Below are 15596 nucleotides of genomic sequence, written 5' to 3'. Positions count from 1 at the left end.
CCTACCTGACGAGACAGCAGGATGTGCTCACGGGTCTGCGGCATAGGACCGTCAGTCGCGCCACATACCAGGATAGCACCGTCCATCTGAGCAGCACCGGTGATCATGTTCTTAACGTAGTCGGCGTGTCCCGGGCAGTCTACGTGCGCGTAGTGGCGGGTCGGGGACTCGTATTCAACGTGAGAGGTGGCGATGGTGATACCACGCTCACGCTCTTCCGGAGCGTTGTCGATACCGTCGAAGGCAACGGCAGCGCCGCCCCACACTTCGGAACATACGCGAGTCAGCGCAGCGGTCAGGGTGGTTTTACCATGGTCAACGTGACCGATGGTGCCCACGTTTACGTGGGGCTTGGAACGTTCAAACTTTTCTTTTCCCATTGCGGGCCTCCCAATATAAGCGTGAGCCGAACTAGCGACTATTACCAAGAACGGCTCCCACGCAACTACAAACAAGAGTCACCACAGACAAGAGTCCGCTCGGGAGCCTACGCACCCGGGCCGCCTGACGACAAAAAACCCGGATACAAATAGCCGCGGAGACACAGGTCACCGCGGCTACGAATAATGGAGCTCATGGGCGGATTTGAACCGCCGACCTCACCCTTACCAAGGGTGTGCTCTACCCCTGAGCTACATGAGCCTACTCCAAATGCCAGCACCTCTGCCGGCGCAGGCGGGGCCGCCTGCAGCACCAGACCAACAAGGCCAGGCGACTTAAGAACCAAGCTTATTCAAGCTTGCCAACCAGGCTCCGCACAATGAAATGGAGCGGGCAGCGGGAATCGAACCCGCATCATCAGCTTGGAAGGCTGAGGTTCTACCATTGAACTATGCCCGCGCTATCGCGTGCGATAACCTCCAGGCAGAAGACAAAACAACCTCTTCTACCTTCGATGCCAGCACACAGGCATCTAAATAATGGTGCAGGGGGGTGGATTCGAACCACCGAAGCTTGCGCGTCAGATTTACAGTCTGATCCCTTTGGCCACTCGGGAACCCCTGCTCGAAAGCGGTGCGTATTTTCTACAGCGACCTTTTCGATGTCAACAAGTTTTTCCTTTAATTTCACACACTTAACTGATTTTTCTCAGCAGCCTGCAAACCGGAAAAGAGATGGAGCTGGCGAGAGGAGTCGAACCCCCGACCGGCTGATTACAAGTCAGCTGCTCTACCAACTGAGCTACGCCAGCATCTCTAAATTTGAAGCCCGAAAGCTCCATATACTTCAGCGGCGTTGACACCCCCTGAAGTGGAGGCGGGATTCTAGGGGAAGTGATCTCCACAAGCAACAGCCTGTTGTCGCTTTTCTTCACCCCGGCAGGCAAATTGCTTTCCCCACCTATTACTGCGGGGTATCGCCCTGCTGAATTTCACTGCACAGATTTTGGCGACGCCCGATATCCGGATAATCCAGCTGCAACTGCTGCCAGAAGGCTTCCCCGACCGCACTACCCGCGGTCGCGCCGGATACCGGCTCACTGCCACTCAACACTACCCAGCGCTCGAGGTATGTTTGCGGCTCCTCGCGATACTCCGCCGCAAACCCCCTGGCCTGCAGCTCCCGGGTTAAAGATTGCGCTCGCTCCAGTTCAGAGAAAATTCCAAAAGAGATGCCGTTTTCCAGCGACCCTTTCGGAATTACATAACTGTCGATGCCCGCCGCCTGCAACTCTCGCAACTTGCGAAATGCGTCCCGGGTAGAACTGAGCGGCGCCAGGTAAACCCAGTAACGCATCTGCCCCTGCATTTCCACATCTCGAAGCTCGGCATCCACCTGCAATGCCTGCAGGCGACGCACCACGTCTTCCCCCTGGAACGCCTCTTCGAATGGCCCGACCAGCGTGCATAGAGGCGCAACCACTTCATCGTTCCCAGCCGGCGCGCGCGGTCGGGGCCTCTCTTCGGGAGTTGCGCTCGCTTCGAGTTCAGCCGCATCCATTTCACTGACCAGCGAAATCGTGTTGACACCCGTATCCGGCGTCGCCACGACCACTTTCGCAGCGGGCGCGCGATCGGCGCTCAGAAGCCACCCGAGGAGACCCAGGTTTGCAATCAGCAGCAAAAAAAATATCCAACGCATAGAGTTTTATTGGCTTGTACTAGTTCTAGAGGAATTGCGGGGGCCCACGCCCGGCCACGACCTCAGGGCCGCACCCGCAGGGCAGCATGGGAAAGTCCGTCCATCACGAGATCTTCCACCACTTCCGACGGATACTGGTAAAGGGATGCGATCAGTGCGCCGTCGCCACCGGTAAATAGCGTTCGCAACGGTGAAGCCTCCCCACCGGAAAGCGCCATCTTCTGGCCCGACACCTGCCTCAACTGCTGCAGCAAGATTTCACGCACCCGCTCAACGGCACCCAGCACCATCAACGGCAGCCCGCGATTCACCGCATCCTCGGTACGACACCCCGGGGCCAGTGACATGCCCTCAGCGAACGACTCATCCACTTTCACCGCGTCAGTGTCACTGTACAGCGCTCGCCGCATTAACCCGAGCCCGGGCACAATGTACCCTCCCAGGTGTTGCCCACGCCCATCCAGCAGATCCAGCGTGACTGCACTGCCGCAATCCACAATCAGTGCGGGCGTTGTCGCCCGTGCGTGCGCGGCCAGCACTGCCAACCAGCGATCCACCCCGAGACGGGACACGTCGCCATAGGCGCATTGAACACCGGCACTTTCCGGAGTGACCCGCGCAAACGCCACAGGCAGCGCCAACTCGGCCCGCAAGCGCCGGTCAATGGCATCGGCCACCTGGGCGCCAGCCACATTAGCGCAGCGGATCTCAGCCGGTTTCTGCAACCGCCAGCTCTCCGGCAGCTTATCTTCCCGCCACCAGGGGCCCGGGGCGAAGACGCCGCGGGCAATAATATCCGCTCCCTGCACTTGGTTGCTGCGTACCAATCGCCACTTACCGCGGGTATTTCCCTGATCGAGCTCCAGCAAAATGTCACTCAAGGTTCTTACCTGCCGTTTCCGCTAGATGACAAAGGGCGCAGGGAAACCTCACCGCCATGGAACGCCTTTTTCTGGCCGTCTATTTCCAGCAACAGGGCGCCACCGGTGTCGACCCCGCGCGCCACCCCACACCAACGTTTGTGTGCAGACTGCACACACACTTCTGCATCGGCGAACTGGTCCAGCGCCATCCAGGGAGCGTGCCAGGGGCCAAACCCGCTGTCCGGGTAGGCGGCCAGCATTGGCACCAGCTCATCCAGCATCGCTGCCACCAGGCGATTACGGGATATGCCCGGGCGCACGGTTTCCAGATCTATCCAGGGCTGCCCAATGGCCCCCGAAACAGATTCCGGCAGACGCATATTCATACCAATCCCCACTACCACACCGCAGCAGTCGGTGAGATCTCCATTCAATTCCAGCAATACACCGGCAAGCTTGCGCCCGCGACACCACACATCATTGGGCCACTTGAGACGTACATCTGGCACGTCAAATCTGGACAACGCCCTCGCCAGAGCCACCCCCACCGCCAGACTCAACCCCTCCAACAGCTGCACTCCACCATTGAATTGCCAGCCGATTGAAAGGCTGATTCCGGCGGCAAACGGGCTGAGCCACTGGCGACCGCGCCGGCCGCGCCCGGCGGTTTGCTGCTCGGCGAGCACTACCAATCCGTGCCCCTGCCCACCAGCCAAGGCGGAAAGCACCTGTGCATTGGTAGAATCCAGCTGATCGAATACTTCTAAGCGCTCGAGTTGCGGTGCGATTTGCGGCGAAACTGCATCGAGAATCTGCGCAGTGCTCAATAAATCCAACCCACCCGGTAGGCGGTACCCCCGTCCCTTGACCGATTCCACCGGCAGACCCAGGGCTTCCAGTTTTTGCAGCTGCTTCCACACCGCTGCTCGACTCACGCCCAGCGTCTCACCGAGCGCCTCTCCAGAGTGGACCTCGCCATCCGCCAACTGATCCAACAGGGGACGCAATGTGCCAAGCACGCCATTTTGCTGCGAACTCAATGAAGTTACTCCTGACCTCAGAAATTGATACTGCATTATATCGACGAGACACAGCCACCCGCGCACTCTGCCCGCCACTACAGCTGCTACAAGTAGCGCCGGTAATACCGAGTCCCCAGGGAAGTCAGGATTTCATAACCGATAGTGTCCGCCGCCGCGCCCATATCATCGACCGTCAGTACGTCATTGAGCACCTCAATGATATCCAGCTGCGCTCGCTCCTCAGTACTCAGGGCGGAAATATCAAACACGGAGGTGTCCATGGATACACGTCCGATCATAGGCACCTCCACTCGCCGGTCCCCGATCACCGCACAGCCGCGCCCGCGACCACTTTGCGTGCGCAACATGCCATCGGCATAGCCCCCTCGCACCACGGCCAACCAGCTGCCCGCCTGGGCGACTTCGGTCGCCCCGTAGCCCACGGCGCACTCTTCCGTTACCGAGCGCTTCTGCAACACAGGTAAACGTAAATTGACCACCGCAGACATGGGGTTCGCAACACCCGGGGTTGGGTTGATTCCGTATAGCGAAGACCCGGGGCGCACCAGATCAAAATGATATTCCTCCCCCAGATAAATTGCGGAAGAATTGGCCAGGCTCGCGCGCACTTCCGGGCAGTGCGCACGCAGCCGCTGCAAGTAGCCATTAAAACGATCGAGCTGCAACCGGTTTTGCGGGTGATCCGCCTCGTCGGCACAGGCCAGATGACTCAGCAGCATCTGAATGTTGGAACGCGCCAGTAGCACCTCATCGCGCACCAGGCGATCAAATTCCACGGCGGTCATGCCCAATCGGGTCATCCCGGTGTCAATCTTCAACACACAGGGAGCCGCGCGCCCACCAGACTCTGTAGCCGCCAGCCAGCGGGTCAGCTGCTCAATGGTAACCAGTACCGGGATCAAGCCGGCTGACGCACAGGCCGCCTCGCACCCCGGGCGCACGCCGGACAACAGATAAATTCTTGGCGCGTCACTACCCGCCCAGTTCCGGAATATCTCCCGCAGTTCCTGTCCTTCGGCGAGGGTGGCGACAAAAAACTCCCGACACCCGGCGCGGTACAGAGGGGGGGCCACCTGGGCCATACCGAGGCCATAGGCATTTGCCTTGACCACCGCAGCACACTGGCAGCCTCGTGAGAGCACCGAATGCAGACGCTGGTAGTTCTCCAGCACCGCCCCCAGATCAATACTCAGCAATCCTTCGCGTTCCTGTTCCGTAATAGACACCTTTACCTCTTCAGCCGGCGGAAAGCAGAGATTCCCGGCGCAAGGCGCGGGCACCAGTAGCGACTGCCGCCGCAACAAACATCAGGGTGACAGCAGACCCGGCAAGCATCCACGGTAGTGAGACCGCCTCCCCGACCAGCAGCGCTTTCAGCCACTGCTGGTGGCCAATCAACGGCAATAACTGCCAGCTGTCCGCAAGGTTTACCTGCGCCATATCCAACCCCATCAGCAGCACCAGAGGGGCTATCTGCAGGATACTCAGTTGGGTCTGCGCATCCTTGAATGACTGCGAGCGCAACGCCAGCAGGATCTGCAACACCGCCACCAGCAGCGCCAGAGGCAACAGCAGCAACCCCATACTGATTACCCCAGACACGGTCGTGGCCTGCTGAATACCCAGCTCTGCCAGTGGCATCACCGGCATCAGAGCGACAAGCGCACCAATAGCCATCAGGGCGCCCAGCCAGCCGAGGCTCGCCACCGCAAGCATTTTCGCGGTGATGATCTGCCATGCCGGCATTGGCTGCAGCAGCAGAGTTTCGATACTGAGACGCTCGCGCTCTCCAGCAGAAGTATCCACCGAGGTGGCCAGGCTCGCCACGAACAGTGTCAGGATCAGCAACCCCGGCACCATCGCCAGCAACAGGGCACCGCGCGCGGAGGGTGTACTCACATCGCGGGTTTCCAGTTTCCAGGGTGCCAGCACCTGCTGGGCAACGCCTCGCGCCGCCAGTCGTTGCGTCACCACCAGTTGCTGCAGACCCGCCAGGCGCTCCTGCAGCTGTCGCTGGGCGCGACCCGCATCGGTGCTGGAGGTATCCACATAGAGGTACAGCGGCGGCGCGCGGAAGTCGCGGTAGCGTTGGGCAAAGTCATCCGTGAAAACCAGCACCAGATGATAGCCCTCCGCCAGCAGGGTACGAGGGTCGCCGCTGCCGAGGTTCTCGATCTCGACGCCGGGACCACGCAGCCGCTCCGCCATCAATGGCGCCTGCTCACTGCCAAGTATCGCGACGCGGGTACCCTCTTCGGCCTTTTTCTTGATCATAAACATTGAGCCACCGGCCATCATCGCCGGGAACATCAACGCAAAGCTCACTGCCATGATCAGCGCCCGCCGATCGCGCCACGCCTCCAGGAATTCCTTGCGCAGCAGTGGCAGCATCAATGCCAGTATCCCCGACCGAAACGCGGCCTTTCCCATCCTGCTCATACCAGCACCTCTTCGGTCTGGGCCCCTTTCTCACCGTACGCTAAGGCCACAAAGCTGTCTTCAAGACTTTCGCACCCGGTGAGCCCTCGCAGCTCTTCGGGGGTACCGCGGCCCACAATGCGCCCCTGGGACATCACCATCACACAGTCGGAAAGCTCCGCCACCTCCGGCATGACATGACTTGAAAACAGGATCGCCGTGCCGGCGGCCCGCAGGCGCAACAGGGTGCGGCGCAAAAGCCGCACCGCAAGCACATCCAATCCGCGAGTGGGCTCATCGAGAATCAAGTGCTGGGGGCGATGCACCAGGGCACGGGCCAGGGAAACTTTCATCCGCTCTCCCTGGGAAAAGCCCCCCATACGGCGCTTCCACAACGGGTGAAGCTCCAGCTCCTCGCAGGTAGATTCCAGTGCCCGTGTTAAATCGGCGCCGGACAATCCCTGCATGCGGGCAAAGATATCCAGGTATTCGGCGACGGTCAGGCGCTCGTATAGCCCCTCGCGATCCCCGACAACCCCAAGCTGCCGGCGAACGCCCTGCGGGTCCACCGCCGGATCCAGGCCACCAACCAGCACCTGGCCACCCTCGGCAGCCAACAATCCGCACACAATTCGCAGACAACTGGTTTTGCCCGCACCATTGGCACCAAGCAAAGCGGTAATGCGGCCATCGGGCACCTCAAAGCTGAGATCCCGCAACACCGGCTGACCGGCAAAAGACTTGCTAATTCCCTGAACACGGATCATGGCTGACCTCCTTCCTGCACACTGGCACCGGTCGCATCTTCCCGCGCCACGTCTGCCTCCTGTCTCGGCGTGAACTCCGGGCCAAACGCCGCCGCCATAAATGGCGGGCGCTTGATGTCGGCCACACAACCAAATTCCAGCTCGCTGCTTTCACCGCCGAGAAACTCCAGAATCAGATCGGGAATACAACCGCGGGCACTGTTGATATGCCCCCCACCCCGCACAACCAGGTGCTGGCTGTTTTCCAGGTAGCCCAGTGACCGCTCTGCATAGTCCGGTGGGGTAATCGGGTCGGCACTACCCGAGATCAGCAGCACCGGATGCGCGCGGGGCTCAGGAGGGGCGTATTCACGGGGGGGCACCGGCCAGTTGGCACAACCACGCACAAATGGCTGCAGGAAGGCGCGGCCAAGAAATGTACCAGCACTGTCGGCAGCAATTTCCGCTTCACTGATGCGCGACATTTCCTCGGCGCAGGCGACAGAAAATGTCAGCCCCATGGCCATACTGCCTTCCATTGCGGCGAACAGACCAACGATACCCGCCATCGGCATCAGATTGCCCTTGGCCGCCTGGTCAACGGCAAACGGCAGCTGCGCCGCGGCAGCGGGATCATAAAGCGCACTGCGCACGGCATTGGCGAGCACCCAACCTTCCACCGGTTCTTCCGAAGGGAAACCGGTAAATGGGTCCGGAAAGCTCACCGCTCGGGCTCGGTCCCAACTTGCGAGCATCTGGTCCAAAGCCGCGCGCCAGTCGCCAAATTCAGCGCACACAGGGTCGGCGGCACAGTCCCGCTGGAGCTGCTGCAGGGCGGACTCCGCCTCCTGAGCGGTCAGGAATACTTTGCTTTCAATGGGGGCCACCCCATCCAGCACCAGCCTCTCCAGGGACTCCGGGTACCACTGCTGGTACAGCAACGCAGTCCGCGTACCCCAGGAACCGCCCCACAGACTGATTTTTTCGTGCCCCAGGGCTTTGCGTACCTGTTCGAGATCCTCCACCGTCTGGCGGCTATTGAGGGTCACCGGGCGGTCGGAAGCACCCGCATAGCATTGCGCGATAATCTCGGCAAACCGCTGCAGATCCGAAGGTGGAGAGTCACTGACGCCACAATCGAATACATCCGAAAGGCCGGCGCCACGGCGGTCCACAAACACCACATCGCGCTCGCGATTGATCTTGTGCAGCGGGTTGAGCAGCCGCACCAAATCTGACGCCGCCTGGCCGGGGCCACCGGCCAACATATACAGAGGCTCCTGCTGGCCGCCGTTCAGCGCTGGCGCCACCAGCACCGCGAGTTCCGCCCCCTGCCCGGCCTGTGGGCCTGTGACCGGCACTTGGTAACAGCGCAACGCATCAGACCAGCCGCTGCCATAACAGGGTTCAGGCACCAGCGGGCCCGGTACGGCAGACGGACCGGATTGCTGCGCCACCGCGGCACCAGTTGCCAGCAGCCCCCAGATGACCGCTCCCAAAAGCGGCCTGCATCCACTTACTTTTCTCTTCTTCTTCGACATCAGTCACTCGCGCATAATTAGTCGCTTCCGCAGTCTACCGAAGTTTTCCCGCCATCGCTGTGCTCTACACGAGATTGCCGTGGCGTCAACCGGCGCCGAGTGGTATGGTTTGCCGTCGTTTGACTACAGAATAAGCAACGAACCCGCCGAGATGAGCTTTTCAGACAGAGAAAAACAATTGGTACGGGCAGCCTTTGCCTGGGGCCAGATTACCCAGAAAGAAGGCTACACCCTGTCTGACCTGGAAATCGAAAAATCCGTTCTTTTCCGCCGTCTACTTGCGGGCCGCCCACCACTGGCCTTTCCTCCCCCCCTGCGCCATGGCTTTCCCTGGTACGAGGTGATTGAGGGTCGCAGCGAGCATGTGGTCAACGCCTCTGAAGCCTCCCCCGAACACAGCATTATCGCCCCCGGCAGTAAACCCGGTGATACCTGCATTCTTATTGACGGTGCTTTCTGGCGCGTCGCGGAAACGCTGCGCGAGCGCGAGGAGTATCTGGTGGAGTGGGGCGAGTACCCCATGCAGTGGCGCCTGCAGAAACGCTGGGAAGTCAATTATGAGATGACCCAGCAGCTGCATACCTTCCGCAAACAAAATCCGGAGGCCAATGTAAGCCTGGCTCCGAGCAGTGGACAGCGGGAGTACAGCGAGTTCCGCGTGGATGATGACCAGACCGTGTGGCTGTCGGAATGGCACCTCACCCGTATCGGCTTGCCTGGATGGGTGTGGGTTGGCCAGGAGGCGGATGCGGAGCCTTCAACTTACGAGCTCGCCCCTATCTGTCAGGATCAACAGGGCCCGCTGGTTCTGGGCGTCGCCGGCGCCGAGCGCGGACCGGGCTGGCTGCGCATCGAGCTGGTGGATGGCGATGCGCGCTATATCAAGCTGGGCGACGAGCTGGAATACAAGATGGCGATTGCCTCTGCCGTTACCGAGTTCGATCGCCTGCTGCACAGCATTTCCGGTGAACAGCTGGAAGTGATGGATCGCCGCGGTGACGAACTGCTTCGCTGCTACCGCGTCCCCATGCACCTTGCTCCTCTTGAGCAGTTTGACCTCGGGGATGTGAATTACGATCTGGTGCCGGATAACGCTTACGCAGGGTAATTTAAACCTCTGTGGTTTTTGCTACGGTACTTCGTAGTACTTCCACTGGCGGCGCCGCCAGTGGTGAAAGTTCGCGAGACACGCCGTGAACCCATCCCTGGGGGCTCTGCAAAAACATCCTGTTTTTGAAGGTCTCGCGAACTTCCCCCACCGTCGGCACCTTCACATCTGGCTAAATTACCCCGAATAAACATTTGCTTACGAAGCACACTCGTTCAAATTGAAGCTGGAGTGCTGGGGTGTTGTATTTGGAAGCGTCGCAAACAGGGACGTTTGCGACGCAGCGTACAGGGATGTATTCACAGGGGGGCGCCTAGCTCGGTTCCAAATACAACACCCCAGTGCTCCGGCGCCACCAAAGGGCCGCAAGAAGAAATACCACCAAACTCAAACTAATCCACATCTCTGCCACGCCCAGCACGCAACAACTCAAACCACGCCTCTCGATCCAGCTCCATTTCCAACGCAGCCAGTGCCGCAACCAGCCGCTTCGGATTTCCACTACCGAGTACCGGAACCATGTGTGAGGGATGCTTCAGCAACCACGCCAGCGCCAATTGCATGGGGCCGTTTTCCGCATCCAGCCCCAGTGATTTACTCAGGCGAGCCAGCTCCTGCTGTACGCGCGTCGCGTCTGTGTCGTCGCCACTGAACAGGCGCCCGCCCGCAAACGGTGACCAGGCCATGGGGATCACTTTATGTTGCTGGCAGTGGTCCAACTGGCCGTCAAACATGGGCTGAGAATGCAGTAGCGAAACTTCGATCTGGTTGGCGACCAAGGGTAAAGAAAGGCGGGATTGCAACAGGTCAAACTGGTGCGGATGGAAATTGGAAACCCCGAGGTGTTTTACCTTGCCTTCCTGCACCAGGGTCTCGAGAACGCCGGCCAGCGCATCCGCATCCATCAGCGGATCCGGGCGGTGCAGCAGTAACAAGTCCATCTGCTCGATGCCCATATCCCGCAGGCTGGTTTCTACCGCCGAGCGGATATGCCCCGCACTGGTATCATAGTGATTGAGGCGCGCACCGGATGCCTCGCCCGCAAGGCGAATACTGCACTTGCTGACAATCTCCATACGCTCACGCAATTGTGGTTGCAGCTTCAGTGCCTCGCCAAAAAACTGCTCGCAGCGATAGTCCCCGTAGATATCCGCAAGATCAAAGGTTGTCACCCCCAGGTCCAGCATCTGCTCAAACAGCGACACACGCTCGGCCGGGGAATAGCCCCAGTCAGTCAGGCGCCAAAGACCAAAAGCGATGCGGGAAAAAGAAAGGTCAGACGTGAGAGAGGAAGAAATGCGCTGCATAAAAAATCCGCCGGATCAGAAGAGTCCGGCGGATTCTCGCACATATGGGAGAGGGCTTGTTCCTCCCCTGTACAGGCTTACTGCAGCTTCAGTGTTTCGGCGATATCCGCCCAGGAAACAAGCTTGAAGTTCTGGCTCTGGCTGGGCATACGATTGCGGCCATCCTGCACCACCAGCAGCCCCTGCGGGTACTGGCTGCCAAGCGCCGCACTGGAGACTTCCAGGCCGTCGGTTTCAGAGCTGCCGTCGAGATTTTTATCCAGGTTGATATCCACCTTGAAGTGGCCCACAAACTGGCTGCCGTCGCGCGAGAACAGTGCGTAGCTGTTATTACCCTGGCTGGACACCACCAGGTAGCTCTTGTCACTGGCGTGATAAAAGCCCATGCCTTCCACATCCGCCGCCAGACGTTCGCCATCGACCGGCGCGATCAGCTGGGGCTTGGCTTCGCCGGCAGCAAAGGCCGCGATGTCCAGGCGCCAGATACCGCCATCTTCCTCACCGAAGAACAGCATCTGCTGCTCATCGTCTACCACACAGCCTTCCACCTGACTGGCCACCGGTAGCGAGGCGATCTTTTTGAGGCTCCAGTCCACATCGCCGGTACCGGGAACGATCTGCAGAAGCTGCAAGGGGCCCTCTTTATCGGACACCCAGGTCATCAGGTCAGCCCCTTTGCGATACACACACAGCCCGTAGGGATCATCCATCTCCAGATTGCGCAGCCCCAGGTGCTCCACCACGCCGCCAGCGGTGATCCCGAACAGGCTGACACCAGGGTCGGTACGGTTACTGGCCGCGGCGATGGCGACGAATTTGCCGTGCTGCATCGGGCGAAGATCGACGTTGTTAACCCGCCCGACAGCAAAATGCTCCAGCAGCTTGCCATTCAGGTCGTACACACTGAGACCGCTCTTCTTATCGGTGCCCAGAATCAGACTGGCAGACGGGTTCACCGGATTAACCCAGATGGCCGGGTCATCTGCAGCGTCGCCACCGGAAGCCACCGGCGCGGTCTGCCCGCTGGCACGCACGCGCGGAATTTCCACTGGCCCGCGAAATGCCTGTATTTCTGCAGCCGGCTCTGGCAGCGTGATGGCAAAGCGATGCACCTGATCACTTTCTTCTGCCAGCGCAAGTAAAGCCCCCTGCTGAACCGCCGCAGAAACCGGCTCGATCTCCGCCAGGGTTTCCACAAAGTGCGGTGCCTGGCGCGGAGTATTGATATTGAACGCCAGTACCCGCTCGCCAGCGGTAAGCCAGAGGTTGCCACTGGCATCATCCAGCCACAGGCCGCCGAATGCATCCTGCGACAGGTCCGCGGCGGCGGCGAACACTTCGCGCTCTTCATCCATTTCCGCATCCGCATTCAGGCTCCAGATCCCCAGTGGCGGTTGCGCCACCAGTAGTTTTCCATTGCGGTCGTCCACGACACAGGAAGAAACCTGCTCACCAAAATACAGAGGGCGCACACCGGTAAATTCCCACGCCTGTTCCCGCGGGTGCACCACGTATTCATGTCCCAGCCCGTTCTCATCGATTGCAAACAGGTGGGTGCGGCCACCCTGGCGGGAGAAGCACATGGCCGCCTGGGGAGCGCTGGTTGCCATTGCCGCCAGATAGCGAATACGCGGGCTGCCCTCTTCCATATCCACAAGGCGCAGCTGCAACTCGGCACTGTCCTCGTTGTACATCGCAACCAGCCAGCTGTCCTCAGCCAATTTCTGTAAAGCAAAACGCTCCACGGTACCACCATCCAGTGCGAGCTTTTCTTCGCCACTCGCGCTCACCAGTACCAATCCGCGTTTTTCGCTGGCCAGCAGCAGGTAGTCCTCCCCCGCCAGAACGAGTGGTGCCAATTGGCTGGACACTACGTCGCTTAGCACAAGTGCCGATTGTGATTGAATGGGTTTTGGCGCCTTCGCGGGAGCCTCAGTTTGTGGGCCGCAAGCGCTGAGCAGACCGGCGACGGCCAGTAAGCCGGCAAATTTAAGGGTTTTTGATGACATGGTTTTATCGACTATCCGAGTTTCCCAGGCAGGGTGAATACCGTTGGCAGCAACTTACACTCACAGCATGACAGTAAAGTGGCAAACAGGTGACATATCCGTTCAACATATAAAAATAGCAAAAAGCCCGGTACCGACTTCCACCGGTACCGGGCTTTTGCGAAATAAATCCGACTTTAGAACGCAGAACGCCAAGTCAGACTGTAAGTCGGAGTACTGTCTTCGTACTGGATTTCGTTGACCGGCTCACCGTAGTCGCGAATGTACTCAACCTTTTCCTGGTCCAGCAGGTTGGTGCCACTGAAGCGCAGAACCGATTGCTCCGAAATATTCCACTCGACGAACATTTCCAGGTTGCCGTCGTATTCGGTGATAACGTATTCCTCAAATTCGGTTTCGAGGGATTCGCTGCGCTTCTGGTAAGAGATACCCGCGCCACCAAAGCCCGGCAGGTCCTGGGTCAGGCTGATGTTGTACACGGAATCCGGCTGGTTGCGGAAAGTGCGCATTTCGCCGGTAAACGGATCTTTGATTTCAGAATCGAGGTAAGCGTAGTTGGCATAGAAACCGGTGTTTTCCAGCCCAATGAACGCCAACGGCATGGAGATATCAAACTCGACGCCGCGGGAAGTACCGTTACCCACATTCATCGGCGTAAACAGCGCGCCACCGGCTTCAGTTTCGATACCGGTATCAGTCAACTCGATAACGTCGTCGATATCGCGGTAGAAGAAGTTCACACCGACGATACCACGACCGGGCAGGCGGTGCTCGAAGCCGAGGTCGAAGCCCCAGGCCAGCTCAGAGGCCAGATCCGGATTACCGATGGTTACGTCTTCATCGTCCGGAGTCTCGTCTTCTTCAAACGGAGAAACCAGATCGAACTCCGGGCGACGCAGGGTACGTGCAACAGAGGCCGTCACACGGTTATCATCATCCATGTCCCAACGCAGGCTCATGGATGGCAGTAGTTCATTACTGTCGCTTTTTGCGCTGCCGTCTTCGTTAGAGACTTCGCGCTCGTAGATGTCATAACGCAGACCGCCTTCCAGGCTGAGGTTTTCTGCCATATCAAAGGTCAGCTTGGCGTATGGAGCGACACGAGTTTCCTCGATGTCCGCATCCACGTCGAAGAAACCGGCCTGCAGACCAGAACGCTCGCTGGCGCCATAGGAAAGGCCGGTCTTCAGCTCGGTCGCACCCAGCGCGATTTTATAGCTGCCTTCTAGGGAGTAGTTCTTGTCCTCGATAAACAGAACCTCATCGCCCTCTTCCACACCTTCGGAAACACCGTCGTCAAACTCTTCCTCAGTTTCGAAGTTGACGGTGTCTTCCTTGAATTGGGAGAGAGCCGCAGAAAGCTCCAGCTCACCGGAACCCAACGCGGTAACGTACACACCGTCGATACCCCAGCTGGTCTGGTCAATCTGCTCTTCCTGAGTGGAGATCGCTACCAGGTCACCCTCGCTACGGCTGATCACATCACCTTCGTATTCGGTAACCAGCTCGTTTTCGGTGCGGTCGGTGAAGACGTAGTAGGCGTTAAATCGTACCTCGGAGGTGTCATCCAGCTGGAGACCGAGAGAACCGTTCAGAGAATTATCGTTGCCGTCACGGGTATCTTCTTCGAAGGCATAACCTTCCAGTGCTTCCTCATCGAAGTAGGCTTCGGTCTTACGCTTTGGGTTGAAGCGTTCCTGGATATTCGCACCCAGCCAGAAGTCATAACTCTCACCGGCGTGCGCGATGGCAGCGGAGCCAATGGTGCGGAAGTCTTCGGAGTCGGCGTAGTAGGTGCTGCCCAGGCGGGTAGTAATACCTTCCAGCTTGGCGCCATCTTTCAAGATCACGTTCAGAGAGCCAGCGACGCCCTGAGAAGTCATGTCCGCCGACGGAGAGCGGATAATTTCGATACGCTCAACCAGCTCGGACGGGATACGGTCAACAAAGAAGGTGCGGTCAGCGCCCTGGCCGGGGATCGGACGGCCATTGATCAGAACTTCAGTGTACTCGGCGTTCATACCACGCAGCTGTACGGCGTCGTACTCAAGAACGTCAGAAGTGAAGGCAACACCCGGGGTGCGCTTGAGCATCTCACCAACCGTCAGCGGCTCAAAGCGCTGAAAGAAATCCAGATCGAAAGACAGTGTCGGGTTGATATCGTCGGTACGATCGCGGTACACGTTTGTGCCGGTTACCACAATCTCCTCGACACCGGAGCTTGCGCTCATGGCTACAGATTCATTAGCTGCGCTCTGGGCAGCGGCGTTGACGCTGATGATAGCCGCGGCAAGAGGCGCCACCATCTTCAAATTAAATACAGGCTTAGTCATAGTTCCCCGTCCCCATTAAGGAATTGGATTTTTTGTACAAGAAGCAGTGGTCGACCGGTGTCATGACGTGCATTGCCAGGTCCGGCCTGTTGATTTGTGCGCGCAGGCTAGACTTGGCATGTGAAATTTGCGTTACCGTTTTTTTA

Annotated in this window: 12 protein-coding genes and 4 tRNA genes; 1 reads left to right on the top strand and 15 read right to left on the bottom strand. The window is 59.0% G+C overall.

Annotated features, from left to right (window positions below; all coding sequences use genetic code 11):
* From AAFH99_RS05615 to AAFH99_RS05560, 12 genes are all read right to left on the bottom strand, one after another.
* Positions 1 to 380: GTP-binding protein (locus AAFH99_RS05615; RefSeq protein WP_406828918.1), on the bottom strand; the 380-nt coding region annotated here is incomplete at its 3' end.
* A 187-nt stretch (positions 381 to 567) separates the two neighbouring features.
* Positions 568 to 642: transfer RNA gene (locus tag AAFH99_RS05610), tRNA-Thr, on the bottom strand.
* Positions 643 to 766: 124 nt separating this feature from the next.
* Positions 767 to 840: transfer RNA gene (locus AAFH99_RS05605), tRNA-Gly, on the bottom strand.
* Positions 841 to 921: 81 nt separating this feature from the next.
* A tRNA-Tyr gene (locus tag AAFH99_RS05600) sits at positions 922 to 1005 on the bottom strand.
* Positions 1006 to 1116: 111 nt separating this feature from the next.
* Positions 1117 to 1192: transfer RNA gene (locus AAFH99_RS05595), tRNA-Thr, on the bottom strand.
* A 152-nt stretch (positions 1193 to 1344) separates the two neighbouring features.
* Complete coding sequence (locus AAFH99_RS05590) at positions 1345 to 2064, bottom strand: SPOR domain-containing protein (protein ID WP_231492106.1); 720 nt, start codon at positions 2062 to 2064, stop codon at positions 1345 to 1347.
* Between the two features lie 80 nt (positions 2065 to 2144).
* Entirely contained in the window at positions 2145 to 2963 is an 819-nt protein-coding gene (locus tag AAFH99_RS05585; protein WP_406828917.1) for a type III pantothenate kinase, read from the bottom strand.
* A 5-nt stretch (positions 2964 to 2968) separates the two neighbouring features.
* Entirely contained in the window at positions 2969 to 3985 is a 1017-nt protein-coding gene (birA, locus tag AAFH99_RS05580) for a bifunctional biotin--[acetyl-CoA-carboxylase] ligase/biotin operon repressor BirA (protein ID WP_406828916.1), read from the bottom strand.
* Between the two features lie 86 nt (positions 3986 to 4071).
* Positions 4072 to 5214, bottom strand: a complete 1143-nt coding sequence (alr, locus tag AAFH99_RS05575; protein WP_406828915.1) for an alanine racemase — start codon at positions 5212 to 5214, stop codon at positions 4072 to 4074.
* Positions 5215 to 5224: 10 nt separating this feature from the next.
* Positions 5225 to 6427: an ABC transporter permease gene (locus tag AAFH99_RS05570; protein ID WP_406828914.1), complete on the bottom strand. Its 1203-nt coding sequence runs from the start codon at positions 6425 to 6427 to the stop codon at positions 5225 to 5227.
* Positions 6424 to 7173 (bottom strand): ATP-binding cassette domain-containing protein, encoded by a 750-nt coding sequence (locus tag AAFH99_RS05565; protein ID WP_043320770.1) that lies wholly within the window; start codon positions 7171 to 7173, stop codon positions 6424 to 6426. Before AAFH99_RS05565 ends, AAFH99_RS05570 begins: the two co-directional genes overlap by 4 nt.
* Positions 7170 to 8651 (bottom strand): alpha/beta hydrolase, encoded by a 1482-nt coding sequence (locus AAFH99_RS05560; RefSeq protein WP_406828913.1) that lies wholly within the window; start codon positions 8649 to 8651, stop codon positions 7170 to 7172. Before AAFH99_RS05560 ends, AAFH99_RS05565 begins: the two co-directional genes overlap by 4 nt.
* On the opposite strand from AAFH99_RS05560, the gene AAFH99_RS05555 reads away from it, so the two are divergent.
* Positions 8638 to 9801, top strand: a complete 1164-nt coding sequence (locus AAFH99_RS05555) for a hypothetical protein (protein WP_231492098.1) — start codon at positions 8638 to 8640, stop codon at positions 9799 to 9801. The two genes, AAFH99_RS05560 and AAFH99_RS05555, sit on opposite strands and share 14 nt — an antisense overlap.
* 392 nt (positions 9802 to 10193) lie before the next feature.
* Here the strand turns inward: AAFH99_RS05555 and AAFH99_RS05550 are convergent, their stop codons facing one another.
* The 3 genes from AAFH99_RS05550 to AAFH99_RS05540 form a co-directional block, all read right to left on the bottom strand.
* Positions 10194 to 11108: an aldo/keto reductase family oxidoreductase gene (locus AAFH99_RS05550; protein WP_051687403.1), complete on the bottom strand. Its 915-nt coding sequence runs from the start codon at positions 11106 to 11108 to the stop codon at positions 10194 to 10196.
* Between the two features lie 77 nt (positions 11109 to 11185).
* The gene (locus AAFH99_RS05545) at positions 11186 to 12979 is read right to left on the bottom strand and encodes a phytase (protein ID WP_406828912.1); all 1794 of its coding nucleotides are present in this window, start codon (positions 12977 to 12979) and stop codon (positions 11186 to 11188) included.
* 314 nt (positions 12980 to 13293) lie between these two features.
* Positions 13294 to 15450: a TonB-dependent receptor plug domain-containing protein gene (locus tag AAFH99_RS05540; protein WP_406828911.1), complete on the bottom strand. Its 2157-nt coding sequence runs from the start codon at positions 15448 to 15450 to the stop codon at positions 13294 to 13296.
* Positions 15451 to 15596 lie beyond the last annotated feature (146 nt).

The organism is Microbulbifer sp. ARAS458-1 (genome assembly GCF_045348205.1).
In the GTDB taxonomy this organism is placed as follows: Bacteria; Pseudomonadota; Gammaproteobacteria; order Pseudomonadales; family Cellvibrionaceae; genus Microbulbifer.
This window is presented reverse-complemented; position numbering and strand designations above follow the sequence as displayed.